Annotated in this window: 22 protein-coding genes; 16 read left to right on the top strand and 6 right to left on the bottom strand. The window is 67.3% G+C overall.

Going from position 1 to position 26971, the window contains the following annotated elements:
* Positions 1 to 24 precede the first annotated feature (24 nt).
* Positions 25 to 531, top strand: coding sequence for a SigE family RNA polymerase sigma factor (locus Amac_RS44400; RefSeq protein ID WP_155360476.1), 507 nt, complete (start codon positions 25 to 27; stop codon positions 529 to 531).
* Positions 528 to 1733, top strand: a complete 1206-nt coding sequence (locus Amac_RS44395) for a hypothetical protein (RefSeq protein ID WP_155360475.1) — start codon at positions 528 to 530, stop codon at positions 1731 to 1733. Before Amac_RS44400 ends, Amac_RS44395 begins: the two co-directional genes overlap by 4 nt.
* Positions 1734 to 1913: 180 nt before the next feature.
* On the opposite strand, the gene Amac_RS44390 is transcribed toward Amac_RS44395, so the two are convergent.
* The gene (locus tag Amac_RS44390) at positions 1914 to 2609 is read right to left on the bottom strand and encodes a helix-turn-helix transcriptional regulator (protein WP_155360474.1); all 696 of its coding nucleotides are present in this window, start codon (positions 2607 to 2609) and stop codon (positions 1914 to 1916) included.
* Between the two features lie 118 nt (positions 2610 to 2727).
* Between Amac_RS44390 and Amac_RS44385 the strand changes: the two genes are divergently transcribed.
* The 7 genes from Amac_RS44385 to Amac_RS44355 all read left to right on the top strand — a co-directional run bounded on the left by Amac_RS44385 (position 2728) and on the right by Amac_RS44355 (position 8124).
* Complete coding sequence (locus Amac_RS44385) at positions 2728 to 3240, top strand: DUF2231 domain-containing protein (protein WP_155360473.1); 513 nt, start codon at positions 2728 to 2730, stop codon at positions 3238 to 3240.
* A gap of 14 nt (positions 3241 to 3254) precedes the next feature.
* The gene (locus Amac_RS44380; protein ID WP_155360472.1) at positions 3255 to 3665 is read left to right on the top strand and encodes a hypothetical protein; all 411 of its coding nucleotides are present in this window, start codon (positions 3255 to 3257) and stop codon (positions 3663 to 3665) included.
* 782 nt (positions 3666 to 4447) lie between these two features.
* Positions 4448 to 5332, top strand: coding sequence for a hypothetical protein (locus Amac_RS44375; protein ID WP_155360471.1), 885 nt, complete (start codon positions 4448 to 4450; stop codon positions 5330 to 5332).
* Positions 5333 to 5429: 97 nt separating this feature from the next.
* Entirely contained in the window at positions 5430 to 6296 is an 867-nt protein-coding gene (locus tag Amac_RS44370; RefSeq protein WP_155360470.1) for a metalloregulator ArsR/SmtB family transcription factor, read from the top strand.
* Complete coding sequence (locus Amac_RS44365) at positions 6293 to 6892, top strand: dihydrofolate reductase family protein (RefSeq protein WP_155360469.1); 600 nt, start codon at positions 6293 to 6295, stop codon at positions 6890 to 6892. The genes Amac_RS44370 and Amac_RS44365 overlap by 4 nt, the downstream gene beginning before the upstream one ends.
* 656 nt (positions 6893 to 7548) lie before the next feature.
* Positions 7549 to 7869 carry a DUF6247 family protein gene (locus tag Amac_RS44360; protein WP_155360468.1) on the top strand — a complete coding sequence of 107 codons (321 nt, stop codon included), beginning with the start codon at positions 7549 to 7551 and terminating at the stop codon, positions 7867 to 7869.
* Entirely contained in the window at positions 7870 to 8124 is a 255-nt protein-coding gene (locus Amac_RS44355; protein ID WP_218041662.1) for a hypothetical protein, read from the top strand.
* A 300-nt stretch (positions 8125 to 8424) separates the two neighbouring features.
* Here Amac_RS44355 and Amac_RS44350 read toward each other — a convergent pair whose 3' ends face one another.
* Complete coding sequence (locus Amac_RS44350; RefSeq protein ID WP_155360467.1) at positions 8425 to 11061, bottom strand: hypothetical protein; 2637 nt, start codon at positions 11059 to 11061, stop codon at positions 8425 to 8427.
* A gap of 434 nt (positions 11062 to 11495) precedes the next feature.
* Here Amac_RS44350 and Amac_RS44345 point away from each other — a divergent pair, with 434 nt between their 5' ends.
* The 4 genes from Amac_RS44345 (at position 11496) to Amac_RS44330 (ending at position 18950) form a co-directional block, all read left to right on the top strand.
* A complete protein-coding gene (locus Amac_RS44345; RefSeq protein ID WP_155360466.1) occupies positions 11496 to 11633 on the top strand; it encodes a hypothetical protein in 138 nt (45 codons plus the stop codon).
* A 305-nt stretch (positions 11634 to 11938) separates the two neighbouring features.
* Positions 11939 to 12469: a CAP family protein gene (locus Amac_RS44340; protein WP_170322972.1), complete on the top strand. Its 531-nt coding sequence runs from the start codon at positions 11939 to 11941 to the stop codon at positions 12467 to 12469.
* A 331-nt stretch (positions 12470 to 12800) separates the two neighbouring features.
* Positions 12801 to 15560, top strand: coding sequence for a glycosyl hydrolase family 95 catalytic domain-containing protein (locus tag Amac_RS44335; protein WP_155360464.1), 2760 nt, complete (start codon positions 12801 to 12803; stop codon positions 15558 to 15560).
* A 207-nt stretch (positions 15561 to 15767) separates the two neighbouring features.
* The gene (locus Amac_RS44330) at positions 15768 to 18950 is read left to right on the top strand and encodes an ATP-binding protein (protein ID WP_155360463.1); all 3183 of its coding nucleotides are present in this window, start codon (positions 15768 to 15770) and stop codon (positions 18948 to 18950) included.
* Positions 18951 to 19037: 87 nt separating this feature from the next.
* Here the strand turns inward: Amac_RS44330 and Amac_RS44325 are convergent, their stop codons facing one another.
* The gene (locus Amac_RS44325) at positions 19038 to 19889 is read right to left on the bottom strand and encodes an ABC transporter permease (protein ID WP_155360462.1); all 852 of its coding nucleotides are present in this window, start codon (positions 19887 to 19889) and stop codon (positions 19038 to 19040) included.
* Positions 19890 to 20169: 280 nt separating this feature from the next.
* Entirely contained in the window at positions 20170 to 21171 is a 1002-nt protein-coding gene (locus Amac_RS44320; protein ID WP_155360461.1) for an ATP-binding cassette domain-containing protein, read from the bottom strand.
* A 109-nt stretch (positions 21172 to 21280) separates the two neighbouring features.
* Between Amac_RS44320 and Amac_RS44315 the strand changes: the two genes are divergently transcribed.
* The 3 genes from Amac_RS44315 to dapD all read left to right on the top strand — a co-directional run bounded on the left by Amac_RS44315 (position 21281) and on the right by dapD (position 25459).
* Positions 21281 to 22693, top strand: a complete 1413-nt coding sequence (locus Amac_RS44315) for a dihydrolipoyl dehydrogenase family protein (protein WP_155360460.1) — start codon at positions 21281 to 21283, stop codon at positions 22691 to 22693.
* 54 nt (positions 22694 to 22747) lie between these two features.
* A complete protein-coding gene (locus Amac_RS44310) occupies positions 22748 to 24397 on the top strand; it encodes a sialidase family protein (protein ID WP_155360459.1) in 1650 nt (549 codons plus the stop codon).
* Between the two features lie 96 nt (positions 24398 to 24493).
* Positions 24494 to 25459, top strand: coding sequence for a 2,3,4,5-tetrahydropyridine-2,6-dicarboxylate N-succinyltransferase (gene dapD / locus Amac_RS44305; RefSeq protein WP_155360458.1), 966 nt, complete (start codon positions 24494 to 24496; stop codon positions 25457 to 25459).
* Positions 25460 to 25639: 180 nt separating this feature from the next.
* Here dapD and Amac_RS44300 read toward each other — a convergent pair whose 3' ends face one another.
* Positions 25640 to 26407 (bottom strand): hypothetical protein, encoded by a 768-nt coding sequence (locus Amac_RS44300; RefSeq protein ID WP_155360457.1) that lies wholly within the window; start codon positions 26405 to 26407, stop codon positions 25640 to 25642.
* A 7-nt stretch (positions 26408 to 26414) separates the two neighbouring features.
* Complete coding sequence (locus Amac_RS44295; RefSeq protein ID WP_155360456.1) at positions 26415 to 26699, bottom strand: hypothetical protein; 285 nt, start codon at positions 26697 to 26699, stop codon at positions 26415 to 26417.
* Positions 26700 to 26971 lie beyond the last annotated feature (272 nt).

Genomic DNA, 26971 nt, shown 5'->3' with positions numbered 1-26971 from the left:
TGGGTGATACCGCAAGGAGGACAGGTGGATCTGGAACCGGATTTCCGGGCGTTCGTCACCGAACGGTCGGGGGCGCTGTTCCGCTCCGCGTACCTGCTGACCGGGGACCGCCACACGGCAGAGGACCTAGTGCAGACGGCGCTGACCAAGACGGCGGCGAAGTTTCGCAGCCTGAACGACCCGAGCGCGCTGGAAGGCTACGTGCGGCGGGTCATGTACAACGAGCAGGTCAGCTCGTGGCGGCGGCGCAGGCAGATGACCGAGGTCGCCTTCGGCCACCTCCCCGACCAGATCGCCGAAGGTCACGCCGACACGGCCGACCTGCGGCTGGTCATGCGGGGGGCGCTCGCCCGGCTGACGCCGAAGCAGCGGGCCATGCTCGTGCTGCGCTACTTCGAGGACCTGTCCGAGGCCGAGATCGCCCGGGTGCTCGGGATGCGGATCGGCACGGTGCGCAGTCAGATCTACCGCTCGCTGGAGCGGCTCAGGAAGGTCGCGCCGGAACTCAGCGCGGTAAGGGAGCTCAGGTGAACATCGAGGATCTGCTCCGGGAAACCCTCGCCGACATGGCCGACGACGAGACCCCGCCCCATCCGTCCAGGTTTCTGGTCACCCGGCCGGTCCGGCGCCCCCCGTGGCTGGCGCTGGCCGCGGCGGTCGCGATCGTCGTGCTGGTGGCCGGGTCCACGTACGCGGTCCGGGGACTGACCTCGCAGGACGCGCCGCCGCGGCCCGCAGTGGTTCCGTCACCCGCGAGCGAGCCCCGAACCGTGCCGCTGGCCAAAGTCTGGCCGGACGCGGTCCACACCGTGCCGCGGAAACTGCCCAACGGCCTGACCTTCACGCCGGAGGTGTTCCTTGACGCCGACACCCTGCTGGCCAGGACCGGCCCCGCGCAGAAGCCCCGATACTGGGCCTACGAGCTGGACGGCTTCCGCGCCAGGGAACTCTTCACCTTCACCGCGCCCCCCGCGACCGACTACACCTCGGGTGTGACCTTCGGCGAAGGCCGCCTGGTCTGGTACACCGTCTCCTGGGGAGCCATCAAGGGCGCCCTCGACCTCTGGACCGTCCCCGCCACCGGCGGCCGAGTCACCAAGGTCACCACCATCCGCCAGAACATGAAGTACGGCGACCTCGACGCCCTCACCATCCAGAACGGCAGCGTGATCTACTCCCGCCGCAATCCGGGCGGCATCTACCAGGTCCCGCTGACCGGCGGCGACCCGGCCCCGCTCCCGTCCTCCCTGCCCGGCCTGCACCTGCTCGAATGGCCCTGGGCCGGAATCGCCCACGCCGAATGGCCGGCCAGAAACCAGCACATCGTCAACATGCTGACCGGCGAGAAACGCGACATCACCGCACTCCAGGGGGATCGCTGGATCTGCTCCCCCACCTGGTGCATGCAAACGCGCGGCCAGTTCGACCCCGTCGCCATCGTCAAACGCGACGGCACGTCCCGCCGCGAAGTCTTCGGCCCGAGCCTTCTGACCGGCCCGCCCACCAACGATCGCTTCATCATCCTGACCAAGAGCAAAGGCGGCACCTACCGCCTGGCCCTACACGACATCACGACCGGCGACACCGGCGACCTCGGCATCACCGGCACCCTCGGCACGACGGCGGCCAGCAGGATCCAGAAACAAACCATGCTGAACGGCGGCACGCAGAACCTCTACACGTACCCGCTGAAAGGCAAGCAGATCGTGGTCAACCTTACCGCGATCAAATGACTCCAGCCTGTTACGCGCGGGGGCGGCGAGGTGTCGGCTCCGTGAGTGTTTGAGATGGGTCAGTTGCGGGCTATGCGAGGGTTCGAGCCCGTTGGCGTGTGGCGGGTCCTCTGCGGGTCAGACGGCGGGCCATACCGTTGACGGCGGCCTAGATCCATCGGGCACGGCGACTGACCGGCCTCACGGTCTGCCGCTGAGTTCGACGCAGCAGGCGCCCGGCCGCGGCGCCAGGATGGCGTTGACGGTCTCGGCGCCCAGGCCGGTGAGAAAGCCGGTGAGGAAAGCGTGATTGATCCCGCAAACCAGGTCGGGGTCCTTGGCCGCCATCGGGTGGAACGGGCAGTTCCGCAGCCGGACCAGGGTCGGCGCGGTCCGCGAAGGCTCGAAACCGTGGCGTTCCAGCATCAGCCCCGCGCAGGTCAGGGCCCGTTCGGTGCCAAGGCGGCCCAGCTTCAACTCGGCACGTTCCGCTTCGCCCGCCATCCGCCCTCGCTCGGTGGCCACGCGGAGGGCGGCCGCCCGCCCGGTCTCCCCCGGCTCCTGCAGGCGCACGGCATCCAGGAGAATGTCCGCGAGCAGGCCGTGCTCTCGCTGCGGAATGCTCACCTGGACGCTCGCGGCGCCCGGCCGGTAGACCTTCGGCGCCCGGCCGACCTGGCGTAGCCCGTCCGGTCGCGCGTAATCGGCGGTGAGCAGGCCGACGGCCACGAGTTTGTCCAGGTGAAAGGCCGCGAGTTTCCGGGAGATGCCCACGCTTTCCGCGGCCTCGTCCCGCGTTACCGGGCGGCCGGACCGCCGGATGAACTCATACATCCGGCGCCGCAGGTCGTCACTGAGTACGGCAACCGCTTCCAGCGTGGCGCGATCGGGGGTCACCAAACCAGGTTAACACCTACTCTCGTAGTCAAAACACGACATGTTGCTGATTGTGCCCTGATGATTGACCCCGTGCCTTTATATCGCTAAAACTTGTTAGTGATATAGGAGGTTGGGAATGTCCACTCCACCACGACGGGCCAAGGAGCCGGTGACGGTGCTCGCCGGGCCGTACGGGCATCCGTTGCATCCGATCCTCGTGACGGTTCCGATCGGGGCCTGGGTGAGCAGCCTGATCTTTGATCTGGGGTCTCATCTGGTCAGGGAGCCGGGCTTCCTGACCGAGGGCTCAATCTGGCTGATCGCGGTGGGGGTGATCGGCGCCCTGGTGGCGGCCATGTTCGGGTTCCTCGACCTGCTCGCCATTCCGGGCGGCACGCCCGCGTTCCGTACCGGGCTCGTGCACATGGGTGTGAACGTGGCGGTAATCACCGCGTACGCGGTGGCCTGGGCTTGGCGGCTGGCCGGGGACGGCCTGGCCGCGGTCGGCGCCGGCCAGATCGCGCTGTCGGCGATCAGCCTGGCCGGTCTGGCCGTCTCGGGGTTCCTGGGCGGCAAGCTCGCCTTCCGGTACGGCGTGCGGGTCGCCGATGAGGTCACCCAAGCGCGGGGTTTCGATCTCAATTCATAACGAAAGAGGGCATCATGGGCATTGCCGCACTCATCACCTGGTTGATCACCGCGGTAGGCGGCTTCTTCATGCTGAGCATCTGGATATCCCGGGGCGGTCTCCGCCAGCGACCGACCCACCTGCCGGTCCCGTTGATCTTCGCGCACTTCCTGCTGGCCGCCGCCGGACTTATCGTCTGGATCATCTACGTAGCCGCGGACGTCGACGCCCTCGCCTGGGTCGCGTTCGTCATCCTGCTCCCCGTCGCCGTGCTGGGTTTCACCATGCTGGCTCGCTGGCTCCAGTCCCGCCAGGGCGACGCCGCCGCCGCGGACGCCCCCGCGGAACGAAGCTTCCCGGTCCCGGTCGTGATCGGCCACGGCTTGTTCGCCGTGATCACGCTCGTCCTCGTCCTGCTCACCGCCCTCGGCGTCGGCGAGAGCTGACCCGACCCTCTCCCCCCAGCCGCGAGGCTGTCGTTGCGACGTTGGACCGTGTTGGCCGAGGCGGGCAACGCCTTCCTTGGCTCGATCCTGGATCGAGGACACGACCGTCCTGGCCCCTTTGACGTGCCCCAGCATCTCCGGCGATTCGTCCACCGCGACCACCTCGTGGCCGAGCGCCAGCAGCCCGTGCGTCACCCACCCGGTTCCCGCGCCCAACTCCAGGATCCGGGCCCCGGCGGGCACCGCGCCGTGGATCAGCTCGGGTTCGCCGCGCGGTTTGCCCGGCCGACCTGCCCTGGCGGGGTAGGTCCATTTCTTCTTGACCAGCCTGCGATGCCAGGCCAGCAGCGTGCCGGGGGTCACGATGCGATGCAGCCGAAGCTGAGCAGGCAACAGTCGGGCCAGCGCAGACAGCACCGCCCGATCCGCCCAGTCAGGCTTTGGACGGGTGACCTGGCGACGCAGCACCGCCACCTCGATGCTCGAGCCACGAACCCCCAGGTCAACCTCGGCGGCTGAGTTTCCGCACCCGACAAGGTCAGCCGTGCTCGGTCCATGCTCGTCCGTCCCGGAACGGGGCGTCAGGACGCGTAACAGGCGGACGCCTAAACCAGCCCCACACGGGACGGACTGACACCAACTGACACGTCGCAAGCTAAAGGATCTTGCTTCTAATCCGACGGCCGGCAAGCTTCGACATCGGCGAGGGAAGCGCTGCCGCGCAAGTGTTCAGGGAGATGCCTCGTCGGAAGTCTCGCCAGGCAACCCCTTATGATCACCGGGTGGCCTTGCCGAGGATCGCAGCGATCGTCCTGATGCTCGCCCTGACGGTCGGCTGCGGAGGCGATGCGGTCACGGCGCGAACGCCCGCCGAGGCGGTGGCTCAGCGGATGAAGGGCTCGACCGGCGTGAAGGTCGCCAGGCTCGTCCGCCTGGACTACGGCGAGAACGTGTTCACCCCTCCAGCGGAGGACGACTTCATCGTGCCGGTCAACATCGGCGAATACAGCGAGAGCCGTACCGCTGGAGTCCTAAGCGCGGCTGCCTCCGACCTGACCACGACCTACTACCAGACCAACGTCCCCGATGAGCTGAAGAGCGTTTTCCCAACCGACCTGTCCTACATGACGACCCGGGCGATCTCGATCGCAGGCTCCGGCACCTACAGGTACCGGGCTGATCGGCAGGATGTTCCCGCGGGCAAGTCCTGGCTTCACAGCCGCAGCTCCGGGTGCGAGCAGCGGTTGCGCGCCATCGGCTCGCTCGGCGTACTCGACCTCGTCTCACCGGAGGTGCTGCGAAAGCTGGCGGCCCCGGTTCCCTCTGCGGGGGAGGCCATCGACGGAGTTGCCACCGTCGTGCACGCCGGGAGCAGCTCGCAGGCAGAGTTCGGCATCGCGGCTCCACACGACGACCCCGTGCTCGCCGCCCAATTGCTCAAGCGGCTCGGCTCGATACAGGTCTCCTGGCAGTTGTGGGTCGGACCGGACCGGCTTCCCCGTCGGGTGCGCCTCACCTTCACCCATCCCATGGCCGAGGACAACCAGCCCAAGACCGCCGTGGCCGAGGTCGACTTCACCGACTGGGGCAGCGATGTGCTCATCGACTCCCCACCGCCGGACCAGGTGCACGAGACCGGGACCTGTCTGGACCCGGAACCATACTGAGCGGCGTACGACTTCGAGAATCCGGTCTGGCCGATCCCGACGCTACCGGACTGATATTCCTTGACACGAATATTCTCTGAAGAGAATACTTCTGTCCATGGACGCACTCCTTACCGCACTGGGCGACTCGGCCCGCTGGCGGCTCGTGAGTCTGTTGGCCGAGCGGCCCCGCTCGGTCGGCGTTCTCGCCCAGCTCGCCGAGGCGCGCCAGCCGCAGACGACCAAGCACCTGCAGGCCCTTGAGCGCGCCGGCGTCGTCACCTCCCAGCGCACCGGCCAGCGCCGCATCTACGCGCTACGGCCCGCTCCGCTGCGGGACCTGGCGGCTGCGCTCAACCGGCTCGCCGACACCGCGGACCAGGTCGGTGGCCTACGCGAGACCTACGACCGTTACGGGCTCAGCCTCCACGCAGAGCGGCTCGCCGCGGAGGAGTCGGGGTGGGCCGACGGCCGCTCGTTCAGGTTCCTCCGGTCACTGACGGGGCGCCCCGAGCTGGTCTGGCGCCACCTGACCGAGACCTCTCTGCTCGCCCGCTGGTGGACGCCCGACGACCTCCGCGTCTCCGAGCTCGTATTCGAGGCGCGACCGGGTGGGCGGATCGTCCAGGAGTACCGCGATGCCGAGGACGCCGACGGCTCCGACCTGGTCGCCGGGCGCGCGGAGGGAGTCGTCGACGACGTACGCCCCGGTGAGCGCCTCGCCTACCGGCTCTCCCCGCTGCTTCCCGGCGGCGGCCTCGCCTTCACCGCCCACGTCGACCTCGGCCTCCGGCCCACCGACACCGGCACGGACCTCGACGTCCACTACCGGATCACCGACAGCACAGTCGACTCCGCGGACTTCATCGCAGGCATCGAGATCGGCTTCGGCCAGAGCCTCGACAAGCTCGCGGCGACCCTCGCCGCAGATTCCTACAGCACCGACAACACCGAGCACGACACCGACACAAGGAGCACGAAGTGACAGACCAGACCGGCCGCAGAGTCGTCACCAACATGAGCCTCTCCCTGGATGGCCACTACGCCAAGCCGGACGACCCTCTGGACATGGGCTGGGTGATGCCGTACGCCGTCACCGACGTCGCCCGCGACCACCTGACCAGCCTCTGGGAGCCGGCGACGACGGCCCTGCTCGGGCGGGTCAACGCCGAGGGGTTCCTCGGTTTCTGGCCCACCGTCATCGGCATGGAGGGCGCCGACCCGCGCGACGAGGGCTTCGCGAAATGGCTCGTCGACACCGACAAGGTGGTCCTCTCCTCCACCCTCGGCGAGGCGCCGTGGGAGCGGACGACGATCGTCGACAAGCCGACCGCCGAGGTGGTCGCGGACCTCAAGACGACCGAGGGCGGCGACATTCTCGTGCTCTCCAGCGCGAGCGTCATCAAGGCGCTGCTGGCGGCCGACAAGGTCGACCGGCTGGCGATCACGATCTTTCCGATCTTCCTCGGCGGCGGACCGCGCCTCTTCGACGACGGCCTGCCCACGGGGCAGTGGACGCTCGTCAGCCAGGCCGCGGGCGAGCACGGCACGCTGGCTCTCATCTACGACCGAGTCCGCTGAACCGACCGATCAGCGCACTCAGCCGGCGAGGTGGCCCCCAGCTTGGAGCCAGCTAGCGCCACGGCCCGCATGGGAGGACAGGGAGCCACAGCCCTTCGTAAGCGCCCTCCGTCATAGGAAACTCCGGGCATGCGAACGGCCCGCACACGGCGGGCTCAATCGCGTTCAGCTGAACATATGTTGGCGTTCGCGCAGGTCATGTCAATCCAGCCTGGCCCGATGCCTTTACGCCGCATCAGTGAGGAACTCTTCGTGCTGCTCTTCACGAGCAAGTGCCCGAAGGAAACGTCCCGTCAGACGGCGAGTGATTGTTCCTGGCGCCGTGGTGAGTTCCGCCCACGTCACCTCCGTAGCTCGCGTGGACGAGGCGGCCGGAGGTGATCATGAAGGCGAGTGCCGGGAACGCTGGCAATCTCGCCGACGCGGACAAAGTCGTCTTCCGTCAGTTCGTCCAGCCTGGTAGGGCTCACCAGTGTGATCACTTCAGCTATATGCACGGCAATGCCGGACTTGAGTAGATTCAGACCGAGCGTGATCTAGTTCGCCATCGATGCTGGGCGACGGAGCAGCCCTTCGAGGGTGGTTTTTCTCCACCCCAGGCAGGCTCTCCTGCCCGCTGATGTACGGGTACTTAGCGTCGGGGCTAGCATGGCTTTATGACCGCTCAGCCCGCGCACGAAGGGCCGGTGCCGTTCCTGGTCCCGCCGGAGAAGAACCTGCGGGCGATCCGGGTCGCTCTCCTGCCCGAATACCACCCGGACTTCGACCGCCAGTTCCGTCAGGTCATGGCGGACGCGACAGAGACCCTGGATCTGTCCCTGATCACCGACTTCATCGAACACTGGTGGCGGTTGGCGCGCCTGTGTGGTGATCCTGCGCGTCACCGAAGCGCCATGGACAAGGCCGCCCGGCTTGAGCGCGGCGAGCACGTCCCCACGCTCTCGCGGGCTGAGACGATGGCCCGGCTGGGTCTGTAGGTGTACGTCGTTGAGGTGCTGGAGGAAGCCTCCGCCCAACTCTTGGAAGCTCCCGCAGAAGCCAGGCACGCGTTCGTGGCGTTATGGGACCTTCTCGAACTCCATCCATGGAGCGGCGACTCCGCCAGCAGGGAGAAGCCGGACGCGAACATGCGCATCCACTCGTTCGGCGAACGCGGTGAAGGCATGGCCTTGTACCTGATCCTGGAGGATCAGCGCCGGGTGGCCGTGCTGCAAATCACCTGGATCGGCTGACGGCCCGGACCCGCGAGTTCGCCGGCCAAGCTGGGGTACGCGGCAGACCGTCGGTACGCTGACCAGCAGAGAGCCCTGGCGCGGGGAAGCGTCCGGAACTGTCACACGTTTGGCGGCGGACTGGCTGTCATTCGTCTGCTGCTTCGCTCCAATCTCCTTCACGGCCGGCTCTACTGGAGCTTTGCGCCTGCGGCTGGTCCGTTTGGCTCCGCTGGGGGCCAAACGCGCGGTCCGGCACGCGGCGCTAGCTGCCTCACGACACCGGCGTTTCGACGCAGTGCAGGCGGTTGTCGAGGTTGTTCAGGGCTGTGGCCAGGGCGTGGTATCGGACCTGTGACCGCATATGTCGGCCCAGCCCCAATGGTCGGCGGGGCGGCCGTCGGCTGACAGGCCGAAGGTTAGTCGGGCGATGTTGGCGTCGCCGATATTCGACAGATGACGGAAGCCTCCGAGTGGGGTACGGACAAGATTCGCCTCGGTCAGGCGTTGTTCGAGGACATCCGCCGCGGCGTCTTGTCCCAAGCGGCGGAGTTTGTCCAACAGCGAATCGATGAGCGGCTCGGTCAGCGGTATCTCGGCAGCGGTGCATCGGCACAGGTCCTCGATCGCGTCGCGTGCGTCGCCCGCTTCCAAGACATCGAGCAGCAATATCACCTGCCAGTCGTCATCGGTGGGGGCGTGCGCGAGGCGGTCGACCATGCGTATGAAGGTCGTGCGGAAGGGCGTCTCGGGAAGCAGGTCCAGGTCGCGAAACGAATTGAAGCCTTCCGGAGCCGATGACAACACCCAGTAGGGGGGAGCCGCGAGGGGTTCGATAGCCCTGAGGAGGTGAGCGAAGCCGTAGCACCCAAGGGGTTCGCGCGCGACGAACGGGACACGGTAGGGGAGGTCACGGTCTAATAGCTGGGAGATCGCACGATCTGCGCCGATTCCGTGGAGGGCTTCGAGAAGGAAGCCCACCCCTTCCCCGACCTCGAGGTCGACTTCCAGGGCAGGGTTGCGCGCCAGCAGGTTGTGTAACGTGCGCAGGGCGCCGATGTGAGCGAGTTCTTCGGGAACTTCTGCCGACGGGTCGAACCGGCCTGACCACTCGAACGCGACATCGGGCCCAGCGCAATACCAAAGACTTTGTATTAAGAGCGCGACCCCGCTGGCGTCAGTGAGCCGGCAGTGGGCTCCGGGGTCGCGAACGATTAGCGCCGCGACCGCCTCATGCGCGTGCGCTTCGTACAGACCGTCCAGTAAGAAGCCCAATGGCTCGGGATCATCGAGCGTGACCTGCTCGCAGAAAGTGACCAAATCTGGGCGTGCCGCGAGGGCGGCTGCCGCGCTCGCACAGCGTGTCTCGGTCAGGGCCGTCAGGAACGGCCACAGGGTGTCAGGGTGATCGAACGTCATGGCCGCCGGCGCCCGCAGGGCGAAGGCTTCGGCTGCTTCGTGGTCTTCGTCCGCCAACGCTCGAAGTACGCTGACCGACGACCATGTATCGACATCGGCGGCTATAACCGCCGCGTGTGCGAGAAGTGTCGATCGGGCGTCGTCGGCCCCGGTGTCCTTGAGAGTTTCCAGTAGGGTGCCGATTCCCTCTCCCCCTGACACTTGTTCCACGACCCAGCGGCTCACGTCGGCCGTACTGGCGGGGTCCACCTGATGGATGATCTCGACCAGACCGCTGCCGGAGTACGCGTCGCCGAGTGTCATGACAGCTCGCTGGAATGCGCGGGCCGCGTCGCGGTAGTAGTCGATGCCTTGCAGATAGAAACCAACAGTCCGTGCGCTCTGCGGGTCGGCATGGCGGACGAGTACCTCCAGTAGCGTGCGCGGCGGTTCGACCTGCCAGCGTCCGGTCAGGGCGAACTGAACGAGAAAGTCCTCGGGTTCGTAGTACGCGCCGAGGTCGCCCGACCTTTGCCGTAGCGCGGTGAGTGCCGTCAGCGTGCGTCTTATGTCGGTCCTGGATCCGTCGGTACGGACGCCCGACGTGATGTTGTTCAGGGCTGTCACTGCCCAGTCCGGATCGCCGGGGCGCTGGCGGTCGGTCAGGTACCCGTCGGCAGCCGCTTCCAGCAGAACTGCGGGCAGAGGCCGGTGGTGTCCTAGTCGGCGCGCGTCGAGCGCCGCGGTGATCAAGGCATGTTCGACAGGGGAGAACAGTCCTCCATGAAGGTAGGCGTCCAAGAGTTCATTGGCGCCGGTGAGACGCTGGGTCAACCGCCCGTCTTCGCCGCTTGCCTGGGCCGCGGCTTCGAGTCTGGGATCGTCGGAGGCCAGCCGGCCCAACTGCTCGGGCTCGAAGTTCGGCGGTACGGGAATCCGCGCCGTGGCGGGCCCTTCCAACAGGTCCCGGACGCTCGCGTGACCATCCGGGAAACGGCCGCGGGCAAGGAACTCGCTCAGATAGGGGTGCTCCCACATCGATCCGATCACCAGGACCTCGGATGCCCGGTCCAACAGGCTAATCAGCAGGCGGGCGACTCGCTGACCGGATGGGCCGTACAGGAACCGCTGCGTTTCGTTGAGCCACAGCACGGTTCTTGGCTGGATCGTGCTCTTCGTGAGGAGACGGAGTAAGTCTTCCGCGTCTTCGGGCCGGATCAGAGGCCAGTCTCCGGCCAACGCGGCAACCGCCTCGTACATCGCGCGGGTCTTGCCCGTCGTCGATTCCCCTGTCAGTAGGGCGAAAGCTGCGGATCCGCCGTCTTTCACGGACGAGATGACCGCGCGGAGCCGGTGGTCGTGCACGCGGGTCAGATACTTCGTCAGTTCCGGCAGGTCAGTCGGCTCGATATCGCCAGCGGGCAGGACCGCACGGTGAATGCCAAGAAGCCGTGGCGACAGGTCGCGGATCGTGTGGCGGGCGTACGGCGCCGAAGGCGGCGAGGTGCGATCAGGCGATATGCGGTTGTCCCGAACGCTCTTGGCGGAGGACAGCAGCACGGTCCATTCCCGCTCGCTTCGCTGTGCCTCGGTCAGTCCTGCCCGCCGTCGTTCAGCGGCTCGGACGCAAGCGCGTACGACACGGAGAAGACGGTCCTCCGACTGCGGGAGATTGAGCCCTTTCTTCCAGTCGGAGATCGTCGCGTGTCCGACACCGCTTTGATCCGCCAGTTGACGGTCACTCAGTCCGGAAGAGTCCACCAGCGCGGAGAACCGAAGGCAGAAGTCCTCTGGACCAGGTCGCCGCATGGTGCCTCCCCTGTCCACCGGCTGTCGTGTCCGAATGCCCCGGACGGTTGCCCACTAAATCCGACGCCCGTCATCTGCGCAGTTGAGAAAACGTCAGCGGCCGGTGTCCGGAATGCCTGTCGAGTGGCCGCCTCTTTCCCATCAAATTCTCCCGAGGAAACAGATCACGACGAATCGAGGAAGCCGTGGACCGACAGGATGAGCGTAACCAGGAAATGCACCGCCGGACGTCCGGATGGCAGGTCGTGCAGGCGATCACCAGCCTGGGCAGGCTGATCGTCGAAGTCGCACGCTGGGTCATGGACGACGGGTCCCGGAGTTGACGGAGTCGGTCATCCGTGCGACCGGGAGGCCGGCTCCCCCGAAGAGCCGGGAGCCGGCCGCAGTGAATCTCTCTTGCACCACGAGTAAGGCCATGGCATCTTCCCCACCGCGACACCGACGACGCCGGGCGAAGAATCAGGGCATGATCACGTACTTGATTCTTGAAAATCAGCGCCACGTGGAGATCTTGGACCTGGTGCGGGTTCAGTTCTAATGAGCGGGCTGAGGTGTGCGGCAGGTACCTTGATCACGAGATCCTTGATTACTTTGTGTAGTCATACTACAACATATAGTTATGACACGTATGCGCTTCGTTGCAACCTCAGCCCTTCTCGCCGTCGGTCTCATGCCGGCTGTCGCTCAGGCTTCGGTGGAGCCGCCTCCGGGGCTGAAGGACCAAACCCTCGCTAGCGCGAACAGTAATCGGGCCAAGTATGGTGCCAGGCCACTGGCATGGAGCGATGCGCTGTATCCGGCCGCCGACCAGTGGGCGCGTGGATGCCGGTTCCAGCATCCACGAACCGCAGGCCGCTATGGCGAGAGCCTGTTTGCGACGTACGGCGCCACCAGCGCCACCGCCGCACTCACGGACGCCTTCAAATCCTGGATGTCCGAGGCATCCAGCTACAACTACAACAATCCGGGCTTTTCTGGAGCAACAGGTAATTTCACTCAAGTGGTATGGAAGAGCACCACCAAACTCGCGATTGCTGTTGCTCAATGCCCCGCGGGCAGCATATTTCCATTCGCATCCTATTTCGTGGTGGCACGTTACAGTCCGCCCGGTAACGTCACCGGCCAATTCCCGCAGAACGTAGGTCGCCGCGTGGCATAACAGGGCGACGCCGCCCCGAAGAGATCGTGGGCGGGCGTTCTCGCATCCGGCACCCGCTGATCAACGAGAGCCCGCCCCAACGAGCCGATCCCGTCGTGACCAATCTGTTGCCAAGCTCGCTCTTTGAAACCTCGCGGTAACACTCTAGCCTTCGGGATAACGTTATCCCAAGGCCATTACGGACAACCCGGAACATCCAGCCAGGGCGACCGCCACCCACCTTCGAGCTCAGCGGCCCGCTTCCGACGTGGGCGGATACCTGCTGCCCGGCCCCGTTTCCCAACACGCCGAGCTCAACTCCGGTCACCGAAAGGTACTGAAAGGCACCACCATGAGAAGACCGCGACGCATTGTGTTAGCCGCCGCTCTCGCGACGGCACTCACCGGCTCGCTGCTGACCGCCACCCCGGCCAGGGCGGCGACCCCCACCGCCGACCAGCAGTGGGCGCAGGTCCAGCAGCTCGTCGGCGCGATCAAGGGCCGCTGGACGACCCCGGCATACGCGAACTCGATCACGCGCACCATGCCGGACACCGCGCTGCTCGGAAACGGCGACATCGGCGTCACCTCCGGCGGCGGCGTCGGCTACAAGACGTTCTACATCTCCAAGGGCGACTTCTGGATCGGCACCCAGTCGCCGTCCCTGATCGCCCTCGGATCGGTGACGATCACGCCCGCGACCGGCGCGGAGAACTCCGCCAACCTGGCGATCGGGGCGACGGCCACGGCCTCCTCGTCGCACCCCTCCTTCCCGCCCAGCCGCGCGGTCAACGGCAACTGGGGCGCGGGCTACGAGGGCTGGGTGTCGAACGTCGGCAAGCCGCAGACCCTCAACCTGGACCTCGGCTCGGCCAAGACCTTCAAGCGCTACATCCTCAAGCACGACGCGGCCGCCCGCCCGAACGAGAGCGCCAACACCAGCAAGGACTGGACGCTCTCGGTCAGCACCGACGGCCAGAACTACACCACGGTCGACACCGTCACCGGCAACAACCTCCCGACCACCGACCGGACGTTCGCCCCGGTCACCGCGCGGTACCTGCGACTACACCTCGCCGAGCCGACCCAGGCCACCACCCCGGACTCGATCAACAACCCGCGCGCCAGGATCGGCCAGTTCGAGCTGTACGACACCGAGGGCCCGACCCAGCCCACCGACCCTTTCCTCGAGGAGCAGAACATCCTCAAGGGCGACGTCGAGACCTCGATGACCATCGGCGGCCAGCCGGTCTCGATGAAGACGTGGACCGGCGCCGACGACAACATCGTGGTCACCCAGATCCGCTCGCTCGGCAGCCACACCGTGCGGTTGCAGGCGCGGACCTCGACCGGTTCCGTCGACGCGCGCGGCGGCCTGACCAGCACCTCCGGGGTCTCCGGCGACAGCGTGTGGGCCACCCGTACCACCCTGGCGGCACCGCGCTGGACCACCCGCGCCTCGCTCGCCACCCGCGTCATCGGCGGCCAGGTGATCGGCTCGCCGACCGCGAACGGCCCGGCCGGTCAGATCGTGTTCGACCTGCCCGCGGGTGAGACCGTGAACATCGTCACCGGTGTCGCGGGCGGCGGCCAGAATCCGGCCGACCCGGCCCCGGCCGCGCTGGCGCTGGCCGGCGCGCAGACCGGCGCCACCGTCGACGCGCTCTACGACGCGCATCTCGACTGGTGGAAGCAGTACTGGCTGAAGTCGTATGTCGATCTCGACGACGACGTGCTGGAGAAGTTCTACTACGGCCAGCTCTACCTGCTCGGTTCCTCGCTGCGTGAGGGGAAGACGGCGTCCGGCCTGTACGGCATCTGGGCCACCTCGGACTTCCCGCAGTGGGGTGGCGACATGCACCTCAACTACAACTGGCAGGCCAACTACTACGGCGTGTACTCCAGCAACCGGGCCGACCTGGCGTTGCCGTACTACGACCTGGTGGCGGACTTCCTGCCCGAGGCCAGGCGGCGGGCGAAGGAGGACCTGGTCAGGGTCAAACCGGACTACATCACCCCGCGTTTCCCGAGCGGCGGCGTGCCCGGCGGCGTGCTGTTCCCGGTCGGCATCTCGCCCTTCGGCGCCACCAGCGACAACAACTACCACCAGCAGGTCGTCAACGGGCTTTTCACGGTGACGCAGCACATCGCGTACTGGGACTACACGCGGGATCGCGAGTTCCTGGCCATGACGGCCTACCCCGTCATGAAGGAAGTGGCCGAGTTCTTCGAGCACTACCTGGAGTGGGACAAGGCCGCGAAGCAGTACAACCTCTACTCGGGGCCGCATGAGGGCATCTGGGCGAAGAACTCCAGCCCGGACATCGGCATGCTCAAGCTCCTGCTGACCAAGACGATCGAGGCCAGCGAGCTGCTCAAGGCCGACAAGGAGAAGCGCCCGGTCTGGAAGCAGATCCTCAAGCACCTGCCGCCGGCGCCGACGATCGTGCACAACGGCAAGACCGTGTTCGCGCTGGCCGACCCCGGCACGGTGAGCGACGGGCGGGACATCCGCCCCGGCGACAACACCATCAACCTGGAGTTCATCCACCCGGGTGAGCAGATGGGCATCACCTCGCCCGAAGCGGACCGGCAGATCGCCATCGACACGATCGACGCGATGAACTCGTGGGGCCAGGAGAACAGCTTCCCCAAGATCTTCCTCCAGGCCGCCCGCGTGGGCTACCCCGCGCAGACCCTGATCGACCGGCTCAAGACGCAGATCAACAACCGGATGGCGGGCAACCTGCGCATCACGGACGGCAACCACGGCCTGGAGAAGGCCGGCACCATCGAGGCCGTCAACAACATGCTGGTGCAGAGCTTCGACGGCACCGTAAAGGTCTTCCCGGTCTGGCCAGTGGGCAAGAACGGCTCGTTCGTCAAGCTCCGGGAGAAGGGCGGCCTGGTCATCTCCAGCGAGATCAGCGCCGGCCGAGTGACATATGTGGACATCACCAGCGAGGCCGGCGGCGACGTCAAGCTGGTGAACCCCTGGGGCCAGAAGGTGCGCATCATCCGGGTGGGCACCAAGCAGGTCTCGTACGACAGCGGCAACACGATCGAGTTCTCGACCAAGGAGGGCTCGACCTACAACATCACCCCCGTCTGACGGGGTATGGCCCGGCGCGTCCGGTTGGCGAGCTGATCGCCCCGGACGTACCGGGCTTTCCGGTCCGGTGGGTACGTTGTTGCGGGCGCGACGCCGATCTCGCGGTGCTGTATGAGCGTGACCAGCCTCCGAGCCCTCTGGTTTTGTCATACGGGCTCGCTACCGTGTGCGGAGTACGCGTTTCCGGACCTGAGGTGGCTGGACGGCATGACGGCTGTGCTCATCGGGCGAGACCACCCGGCGGGAGTGCTGCGGTCCGAGATCGAACGGGCCGCGGACAGCCACGGCGGCCTGGTGCTGGTCACGGGTGAGGCGGGGATCGGGAAGACGACGCTGGTCACGGGGGCGGTGGAGGAAGCCAGGCGGCTGGGGGCGCTGGTGCTCAGCGGGTCGTGCTGGCATTCGGAGGGGGCGCCCGGGTTCTGGCCCTGGGTGCAGGTCGTGCGAGGGCTGCGGCGGAGCGCGACGCCGCAGGAGTGGGAGGCGGCCGCGGCGGCGGCCGGGGGCAATCTGACCGTGCTGCTGGGCGAGCAGCCCGCGCCGGGGTCGGCCGAGGCTTTCCAGTTGTACGACGCGGTCACCGCTGCCCTGGCCTCGGTGTCACAGCGGCGGCCGGTGGTGGTCGTACTCGACGATCTGCACTGGGCTGACACGGCGTCGCTGCGCATGCTGGAGTTCGCGGCTCAGCACACCTGGTTCGAGCGGCTACTGCTGGTCGGGACGTACCGGGATGTGGAGGTCGAGTCGGGCGGGCATCCGCTGGAGACGCTGATCATGCCGCTGGTGGCCAAGGCGACGACGGTGACGTTGACCGGGCTTGCCCGCGACGAGGTGGGCACGCTGATGGCCCGGACCGCCGGGCGGGAGCCGGAGCCGGAGCTGGTGGACGAGGTTCACCGCAGGACCGGCGGTAATCCGTTCTTCGTCGAGCAGACGGCTCGGCTGTGGCGGAGCAGCGGATCGGTGAGCGCGATCGCGCCGGGGGTCAGGGATGCGCTGCAGCGGCGGCTGTCGTTGCTGCCGCCGCCGCTGGTCGAGTTGCTGACCGCGGCGTCCGTGCTGGGGCGCGAGTTCCATCGGGAGGTGCTGGCGGCCACGTCGGGCACGCCGCCCGGACGGGTGGGCTCGCTGCTGAACCAGGCGGTGAACGCCCGGCTGGTCGTGGCGGGGGAGGACGGGCGGTTCTCGTTCGCGCACGACCTGGTCAGGGAGACGTTGTACGCGACGATCGAAGGTCCGCAGGCGCGGCGGCGGCATGCCGCGGTGATCCATGCCCTTGATGAGTCGGCCGCGTTGACCGAGTGGATATTTCCGGCGGATCAGGCGCATCACGCCTACCTGGCCGGGGATGAGCTGGATCCGGCGCGGGTGGTGCAGTCGTTGCGGGCGGCCGAGCGGGATGCCGGAAGGCGGCTGGCCTCCGAGGAGGGCATGGGGCATCTGCGCCGGGCGTTCGACGTGTCGGCGGCGCTGGATCCCCGCAGCCGGGCGATGATCGCTCTTGATCTCGGCGAGGCGCTCGATCATTCCGGGGAGCCCGAAGAGGCCAGACGGGTTTTCCGCATCGCCGTGGAGCTGGCCAGGGAGGTGGACGCGCCGGATCTTCTGACGCGGGTCGCGCTCAGCATGTATCGGTCTGAAGCGCCCGGGTTGCGAACCGGCCGGAACCCGCAGATGACCACCGATCTCATCCGGGAGGCGCATGCCCGGATGCTGGGAGTGGCCGACCCTGGGCCCCCGGGTCAGGCTTCGCTGGACTCGCTGGCGGAAGAACTCACCGCGCATATGGCGGAGCTGGCTCGCCGCGACCAGGACGATGAGGCGCTGGCGTTCAGTCTGAGCTCGCGGTTTGACGCCATCTGGCGGCTGGGGACCGCGGCGGAGCGGACGGCGATCACCGGCGAGCTGATCGAGACGGCACGCCGCAGGGGCGATCACGACGGGGAACATTTCGCCGCGTCGTTGCGGTGGGTGTCGCTGCTGGAGCAGGGCGATCCCAGCTATCTGGAGCAGTACGACACCTCGACCACGTTCGCCGAGCGGGACGGCATGCCCCGGTTGACGTTCGCGGCGTTCGTCGACCAGAGCATCATCACCACGCTGATGGGCCGGTTCGAGGAGGCGGAGACCTTCCTTGAGCAGGCCATCGACGCGGCCGGGGAGGAGGGCGATTCCTTCTTCCCGTTCATGGTCAATCATTTGCGCTGGGCCTTTCTGCTGATGCAGGGTCGTTTCGACGAGCTGGGCGAGGTGCACGCGAAGCTCGTGGAGCACGGGCATCCGTATCCCGAGCTGCTGGAGGGGATCACGGCCCTGAATCAGGGGGACGTGTCCGCGGCACTGGGCTTGTTGCCGGAGATCGTCCCGGGTGTGGATCCGTATCCGCGGAATGTCATGGCGCTCGGGTTGCGATTTCTGGCGCACGCCGCGGTGGCCTCGGGCGATGCGCGGTTGTGCGCGTGGACGCGGGCAGAGCTCGCGCCCTACCGGGGGCAGTGGCTGGTTTCGCTGTACGGATGCGACATCAGTGGGCCCATCGATCTGTGGCTGGCCAGGATCGACGCCGCCCAGGGACGGTTCGCGGACGCGGTCGAGGAGTTCACCGCCGCTTATCGGTCCGCCGATCGGTTGAAAGCGCGGCCGTGGTCGATCGAGGCGCGCATGCAGCTGGCGGCGACGCTGGTGGACCGGGGTGACGGCGAGGATGTGGCCGTGGCGAAGGAACTCATCGATGAGGTGGAGCGGGAGGCCGTGGCCATCGGCATGCGGCACGTGGTCGAGCGGGTCCGGCGGATGCGCCGCGAAGCCGACGCCGACGCCACGGCGGCTCCGGCGCCGAAGCCGAGCGGGGTGTTCCGGATGGAGAGCGGAGTCTGGTCGCTGGGCTTCGGCGGGCTGACCATTCATATGCCGGACGCCAAAGGGTTGCGCGATCTGCACTATCTGCTTGGCAGTCCTGGCGGTGACATTCCGGCCGTGCGCCTGCTGGATCCGGAGGGCGGGGAGGTCGTGGTGGCCGCCCGGCGTTTCGGTGGCGACGCCGTCCTCGACGAGGAGGCCAAAGCCCAGTTCCGGCGACGGCTCACCCAGCTGGACGACGAGATCGACCGGGCCGCCGAACTGGGCGACGACCGGCGTGCCGTCGCCTTCGATCAGGAGCGTCAAGCCCTCCTGGCCGAACTGCGGGCCGCCGCGGGGCTGGCAGGCCGGGATCGCCGCCTGGGCGACGAGGCCGAACGAGCCCGCAAGACGGTGACCGCCCGCATCCGCGACACCTTACGCAAACTAGACGACCGCCATCCTGAACTGGCCAGACATCTCCGCTCGGCGGTCTCCACCGGCTCCACCTGCCGCTACCAGCCGGAACGTGAGATCGACTGGCGGCTGTGACGGCGGCTTCATGAGAACGGGCCTTGGTGTCCGCGATCATCATGATCACGGACACCTTGGCTCTTTGAGATCGTGGACACCTTTGGACTATTTGCGGTTGTAAAGGCGCATGGTGAGGGTGCCGAAGATGGCGGTCATGACCACGCAGGAGATCAGGACCCAGGTGATCTCGCCAGTGTCCCAGGTGCCCGCCATCAGGGCGCGTACGGCTGTGACCAGGTGGGTGATGGGGTTGACGTCGACGAATGCCTGGAGCCAGCCGGGCATCGTGGTGGGCTCGACGAAGACGTTGCTGAGGAAGGTGAGCGGGAACTGGAACAGCATGCTCACGCCCATGACGGACTTCTCGCTGCGCAGGAACAGGCCGAACATCGTCCAGATCCAGGAGAAGGCGAACGAGAACACGACCAGGAGGGCAACTCCGGCGAGCACGCCGAGGATGCCGCCGGAAGGGCGGAAGCCCATGATCAGGCCGACGATGATGATCGTCGTGGAAGCCAGGACGTAGCGGAGGAGGTCGCCGAGCAGGTTTCCGACCAGGGCCGCCGGACGCCAGATGGGCAACGTCCTGAACCGGTCGAAGACGCCCTTCGCGATGTCGGTGTTGACCGCGACGCCGGTGTACATGGTGGTCATCACCACGCTCATCACCATGATGCCTGGCAGCAGATACTGCAGGTATGCCCCCGTGGACCCCGCCAGCGCGCCGCCGAACAGATACGTGAACATCAGCGTCATCATGATCGGGAACGCGGTCACGTCGAACAGCTGCTCAGGCACATGCTTGATCTTCAGCATCGCCCGCCAGCCGAACGTGATCGACGCCGACAACGCACTCGGCCGGGGCGGCCGCTCCCCCGGCGCCATGACCGCCCCAATGGTCTCGGCGGCCGGCACATAGGGAACAGCAGGAGCGAGATTCTCCGTAGTGGCACTCATACCGCGCTCTCCTTATAGAAATTCGTTCGGGGGGTTCTCCCACCCACCCGCCCTTTGGGTCGCTGGCGCTCAGCCCCACCCGCTCGCTGCCGCTCGACGACATCCATCCGCCGCCGCTCGGCCCCGCCGATTCGCAAGCGCTTGCCAGCATTCCGCCGCTCCGCTCCGCCGATCCGCAGGCGCTCGACGGCATTCCGCCGCTCTGCTCCGCCGATCCGCAGGCGCTCGACGGCATTCACTTGCTGGCGTTCAGCCATATCCCCGCGCTGTCGTCCAGCCATCACGCGGCCGCATCCGCAGGGGTAGAGCGATCAGTGAGAGCGAGGAACACCTCGTCCAGACTGGGCTGGCCCAGGGAGAAGTCGTCGACCACGATCCCTGCCGCGGCGAGCTCGGACAGGGCCCGGGACGCCTGTTCCGCGGCTCCCATGTCGAGCTCCCGATCAGTCCCGTCACCGATCACGCGTGCCGTGAGCGCGACAGGATCGGCGTCCAACTGCACGGGAACATTAAGAACCCGAGCCAGCACACGTTCGGCGTCCTGGCGCTGGCCAGGGTCGCGGAGGCGGAGGTGGACGGTTCCCGCGCCGATGGAGGATTTGAGTTCGCCCGGGGTGCCTTCCGCGATGACGTGGCCGTGGTCGATGACGGCGATCCGGGCGGCCAGGTGGTCGGCTTCGTCCAGGTATTGGGTGGTGAGCAGGACGGTGGTGCCCTGGACGACGACGGCGCGGATGATGTCCCAGACCTGGTTGCGGCTGCGGGGGTCGAGGCCGGTGGTGGGTTCGTCGAGGAAGAGCAGGCGGGGGGTGTTGAGGATGCTGGCGGCGATGTCGAGTCTGCGGCGCATGCCGCCGGAGTAGTTCTTGACCTGGCGGTCGGCGGCGTCGGTGAGGCCGAAGGCGTCCAGGAGCTGGGCGGCGCGGGCGCGGGCGGGGGGTTTGCGGTAGCCGAGGAGGCGGGCGAGCAGGATGAGGTTCTCGGTGCCCGTCATGTCCTCATCGACGGAGGCGTACTGCCCGGTCAGGCTGACCAGGCCGCGGACGGCGTCGGCTTGCCGTACCACATCGAGGCCGAAGACGCGGGCTTCGCCGGCGTCGGGGCGGAGCAGGGTGGCGAGCATTCTGACGGCGGTGGTCTTGCCCGCGCCGTTGGGGCCGAGCACGCCGTAGACCGAGCCGGCGGGGACGGTGAGGTCGAGGCCGTCGACGGCGCGGGTGGTGCCGAATACTTTCACCAGGCCGGAGGTCTCGATGGCCGGGGCGGTTTCTCGTTGAATCATGGGTGACCCTCTCTGTCACCCTGCTGGCGCGAGAGACACCGCTAGATCGGATCTAGCAGGGAGTCGATCACCCAACGTGTACGGTCGGAAGCGAGCATCTGGAGGAGCTATGTCTGACGTCTTCGACGTGATCGTGATCGGCGCCGGGCCGGCCGGCGAGAACGTGGTGGGCCGGGTGACGCGCGGCGGGCTCACGGCCGCCATCGTGGAGCAGGAGCTGGCGGGGGGTGAGTGCGCCTACTGGGCCTGCGTGCCGAGCAAGGCGCTGCTGCGCCCGATGGAGCTGGTCGCGGAGACGGGCCGGATGCCGGGCCTGAAGCTCGGGCCGATCGATGTGGCGGCGGTGCTCGCCCGGCGGGACGAGACCGTGTCGGGGTATGACGATTCCGGCCAGATCCGCTGGATCGAGTCGGTCAACGGCACGCCGTTCCGGGGCAAGGGGCGGCTGGCGGGGCCGCGCCAGGTCGAGGTCACCGACGGGGACGGCGGGAAGCGGCTGCTCACCGCGCGGCACGCGGTCGTGCTGGCGACGGGGAGCACGGCGGCGATCCCGCCGGTGCCGGGGCTGGCGAACGCCCAGCCGTGGACGAACCGGGAGGCGACCGGCGTCAAGGACGTGCCGGAGCGGTTGGTCGTGCTGGGCGGCGGCGTGGTGGCGTGCGAGATGTCGCAGGCGCTGCACGCCCTGGGGGCGAAGGAGACGACGCTGGTGGTCCGGGGTGACCGGCTGCTGGGACGGGTCGAGCCGTTCGCGAGCGAGATGGTCACCGAGTCCCTGCGCGAGTACGGGATCGACGTGCGGTTCAACACGACGATCCAGAAGGTGTCGCGGCCGGTTCCGGGGGGCGAGGTGACGGTCGATCTGTCGGACGGGTCGCGGATCGTCGCCGATGAGATCCTGGTGGCCGCCGGGCGGAATCTGGCCAGTTTCGATGTGGGGCTCGGGTCGATCGGGCTGGCGCAGGAAGGGCCGGTGGCAGTCGATGACAGCATGCGGGCGACGGCGGTCGAGGATGGCTGGCTGTATGCGGTCGGGGATGTGAACGGGCGGAACATCCTTACCCATATGGGGAAATATCAGGCGCGGCTGTGCGGGGATGTGATCGTGGCTCGGGCCACCGGCGGCAAAGAGGATCTGCCGTCGATGCGGGACCGTTCTGACATAATCGGCGCTCCGCAGGTCATCTTCACCGATCCGAATGTGTGCGCGGTCGGGCGTACCGAGGAGCGGGCGCGCCGGGAGGGCTTCAACGTCCGGAGCGTGGAGTACGACCTGGGTGCGGTGGAAGGGGCGTACCTGCTGGGAGATGGGTACAAGGGCCGGGCCAAGGCCGTGGTGGACGAGGATCGGCGGGTGCTGCTGGGGGTCACGTTCGTGGGGCCCGGGGCGGCGGAGTTGCTGCATGCCGCGACGATCGCCGTCACCGCCGAGGTGACCTTGGACGATCTTTGGCACGCTGTCCCGACGTTCCCCACGGTCAGCGAGATCTGGCTGCGCCTGCTGGAGGAATACGGCCTTTAAGTTCACCTGGAGTTCCTTGCGGGGAGCGCCAGAGTGACGGTTCGGTGAGTTCCCATGAACGTGAGCGAACCGGTCATTGTGGACTCGACGGCCGAGCGGGATGGTTCCGGTGAACTCCGGCACGAGGGCAACCGGGTGCCGGACATCGTCACGCTGGACGCGGACCGCTGGGTGGTGGCGTGGCGGGCGGGCCTGCGAGACGATCGTGATCCGGCCGCGACCGATCAGGGTTCGATTCGGTACGCCCGGTCGAACGACGGGGGACGCACCTGGACGAAGGGCACGCTCGCTCCGGCGACGGCCACCCATCGTTTCCACTATTGCGTGTTCCTCAACGATGACGGCGTGCTCTACGCCCTGCTCGGCCGGATCACGATCGCGGAGGACCGGGACGGCATCGACGTGGACGGCTTCCCGACTCGATTGGCCATGAAACGAAGCACCGACCGTGGTGAGACATGGTCAGATTTCCCGATAACTGTGGATGTTCCTGGTAATAACCGGGGTGTGGTCGTGGCGGGTAAGCCGCTGAAACACCAGGGCGTGTGGCTCATTCCGTACTGGCGGCAGGGGACCCGGGTGTCGCAAGCGGGCGTGCTGCGGTCGTCGGACCTGCGCACCTGGACATCCGGCGCGCTCGCGGAGACCCCGCAGGGGATCGGCGTGGAGGAACCCCAGATCATCGCGGATGGTGACACTCTGCTCATGGTCACCCGCGCGCTGGTACGGACTGCGTCGCCGGAGAAGCGCGACGAGTACTACCGCACCCACACCGCCTACTCCGCCATCACCACCAGCACTGACGGCGGCCTCACCTGGGCGCCCATGACCCTCGACCCCGATCTGCCCAACTACTACGTGAAAACCTTCTACGCGAGAGCCGCCGACGGGCGACATCTGGCGATATACAACACGCTCGCCGGACCTTTCGCCGGTTCGGCTCAGAGCAAGCCCGACCGGCACCGCGAAGTCCTCCACTACAAGGTCCGCGAACCAGGCGAGCCCTGGCAGCCAGGCAGGCTCTTCGCCGACGGCCCCCGCCTGACCAAGGGCGCGGCCAGAGGCTGGGACGTCTACCCCAGCGGCGACGAATTCGCCCCCGGCAAGTTCGCCATCGTCTGGGAACACAACCAGATCAACATCAAGGTCGCGATCCTCGACCTCGACCACGACCTCCCCGTCGATCTGGCCCCCGGCCCCTGGACCCTCGACCATGGAGCCCTCCAGGACGAAACCGGCCTCCACCTGCGCAGCACCACCGCCACCCCGGTCAAGGCCACCACGCCGCTGATCGCCCTCTGCGACTTCACCGTGGAGTTCCACGGCCGCGTCGTGAACGACAGCGCCCTGGATCCCCGTACCGGCCAAGGCGTCAGCCTGGGCACGAAAGTCTGCAACGGAGCCAGACGCCTGATGCTGACCATCCAGCGTGGCGGCGTCTGGACGATGCGCAAGGGCTCGACGACCTGGGAACGCGTGCACTCCGCGCCCCTAGCCGAAGCGACGTGGAAGGTGATTACGGACAGCGCCGGACTGGCCCGCCTCTTCCGCGACGAGGAGGACACCGGCGTCACCTGGATCATCCAGGACAGCGGCGAGAAACCCGGCCTGACGCACTGGGTGGCCGGCACCCCCGGCGGCAACATCGCCGAAGCACACATCGCCTGGACGAAGGTCACCCCAACGATCTCGCCCTCGCCATGAACTCGGGAATCGGGCACGCCCTATTCGCTCAAATAGCAGGCGCGCCCGATTCCTCCCCTCACCCGGGTAACAGGCACGCCCGGTATTTTGGACGCCGTGACAGCTATTGATCCCGGCACCACCGGTGCGCACGGCATAGGCCTGGCGACGATCGCCGCCAACGGCACGGTTCTGGACACCTGGTTCCCCGCGCCCACCCTGGGCGAGCCGCCTTCCATCGGCACCCAGCGCCTCTCCCCCGACGAGGCAGGCGAGCTGGCCACGCTCATCGGCCCCGACACCGATCGTGGCGTGGACGTCGTAGCCGTACGAACCGGGATCGGCAAGCTCGCTGAGCCCCCCGCCGACGCCCACGACGCGTACCTCCGCCTGCACCTGCTGTCCACCCGCCTGATCCGCCCCCACGGCCTCAACCTGGACGGCCTCTTCGGCCTGCTCGCCAACGTCGTCTGGACCAACCACGGCCCCTGCGCGGTCGAGAACTTCGAGTCGGTACGGCTCCGCCTGCGCCCCCGCGGCCTCGTCACCGTCTACGGCGTGGACAAATTCCCGCGCATGGTCGACTACGTCCTGCCCACCGGCGTCCGCATCGCCGACGCCGACCGCGTCCGCCTCGGCGCCCACCTCGCCTCCGGCACCACGGTCATGCACGAGGGCTTCGTCAACTTCAACGCCGGCACCCTCGGCGCCTCCATGGTCGAAGGCCGCATCTCGGCCGGCGTCGTCGTCGGCAACGGCTCCGACATCGGCGGCGGCGCCTCGATCATGGGCACCCTCTCCGGCGGCGGCAAGGAAACCATCACCATCGGCGAACGCTGCCTGGTCGGCGCCAACGCCGGCGTCGGCATCTCCCTGGGCGACGACTGCGTGGTAGAAGCCGGCCTGTACGTCACCGCCGGCACCAAGGTCACCCTCCCCGACGGCACCATCACCAAGGCCCGCACCCTCTCCGGCCAGCCCGGCATCCTCCTCCGCCGCAACTCCACCACCGGCACCGTCGAAGCCGTCCCCCACAAGGGCACCGGCATCGAACTAAACGCCGCCCTACACGCCAACGACTAAACCCCAGCCCCAGCGACGCCCACCATGTGCGCCAGCCTTCCCGCACTGGCGCACATGGTCACAGCACTGAGCCATTAACAAATGTGCCCTCCTGGCTGTCTGACCTTGCCGGGCTGACGCCAGCCGCGCAGCGCTGCTACGCCAGAAGGCTCGGTCAGAAGGCTCGTCGTGCCTGGAGGGTCAGGCTTCTTCGAGGAGTTCGGCGGCGGCCTTGGGATCCATGATGTTGGACCAAACCTGTTCGGCGGGCAGGAGATCGCGTTCGGGCAGCGCGTACTCGGGGAACCAGCCGTCCGCCTCGCAGCCGGGAACCCGGCCCAGGATCATCGCGGTCAGGTTGGCCGGAGCCGAGCCGGTGATGCGGATCGCCGCGTAGGTTTCGTTGCCGTCATCGGCGCGGATCTGGATGCCGAGCCGGAAGCCGGGGAAGTCGGCGGCGTGTTCGTGGCCGTCGTGCAGGGAACCGCGTGCGAGATCGCGGATGGTGGAGTTGAGGCGCAGGGCGAATCTGGTGGCCGCTTCGAGTAGGTAGCGGTCATGGTCGGCACGGCTGGGCAGGAGGTGCCCGCTGTAGGTGCTGGTGGTCAGGGCTTGGTTGTGCTCACTGTTGTAGCGGGCATGGGCCGCTTCTCCGGCGGCTCCCAGAGCGGCATAGAAGTCATCGCCGGAGCCGTCCTCGCGGACACCTGCGGCGACCAGCCATGTGGGGACCTCGGCGTCGGGATCATCGATCCATACGGCTCCGCGCCAGCGCTGCACCTTCACCTTGAACAGCACCACATCGTCGATGGCACGGATGCGCTCGTGCGCGGTGCCGGGATCGGCGAACTGATCGGAGGCCTTGTCCAGCAGAGGGTGGCTGATCGTGTCCAATGGGATCTGAGCGGAGGGGAAGGACAGTTTCAGGTCCTCGCGGAGGACGCGCAATGTGGGACGGACGCGGAGCATGGGGATGTCATTCCTCCCAGTCGCCAGTGCCGCCGAGCTCCTCGATGCGTTCGGGCGACAGGCCGGTCAGCAGGGACACGCTGGAAGACAGCGAGCCGTCCAGGACCTTCATCGACTCGATCATCCCGCGGCGGATTTGTTCGCGCTGCTGGTCCAGGTAGACACGGACGGCGACGGCGACCAGGTCTTTCTTGGTCATCCCGAGGAAGTGGGCTCCCTGGGAGATCAGCTCATCGGTTGCCGGGTCGACTTTCAGGGGTGATTGCCGCTTGGCCGGGTGGGGCATGGTCATAGCTTCCTCCTGAGCTCATAGTACCTAGGTACCTCACTCCTGGGAGGAGAGTACTCCGGGTGACCCGAGGGCACGCCGAGCCAAAACCGACCATATGTTCGACTGCTCCTGAGAGCTAACCAACGCGAATCCCATGCCGAGAGCCAGGCAGAGTCCAAGAAAGACGACGAGAGAGCGAAATACCCACGCCGCCGTGGTTGTCGTTTCCATGCGGCAACCACGGCGATCGTGGGGCCGGGCGGAGCCCGAGGGAAACAAAAGGGCTGGGTGGG

The sequence above is a fragment of the Acrocarpospora macrocephala genome (assembly GCF_009687865.1).
In the GTDB taxonomy this organism is placed as follows: Bacteria; Actinomycetota; Actinomycetes; order Streptosporangiales; family Streptosporangiaceae; genus Acrocarpospora; species Acrocarpospora macrocephala.
Note: the sequence above shows the minus strand (reverse complement) of the source record. Positions and strands in the feature narration are given on the sequence as shown.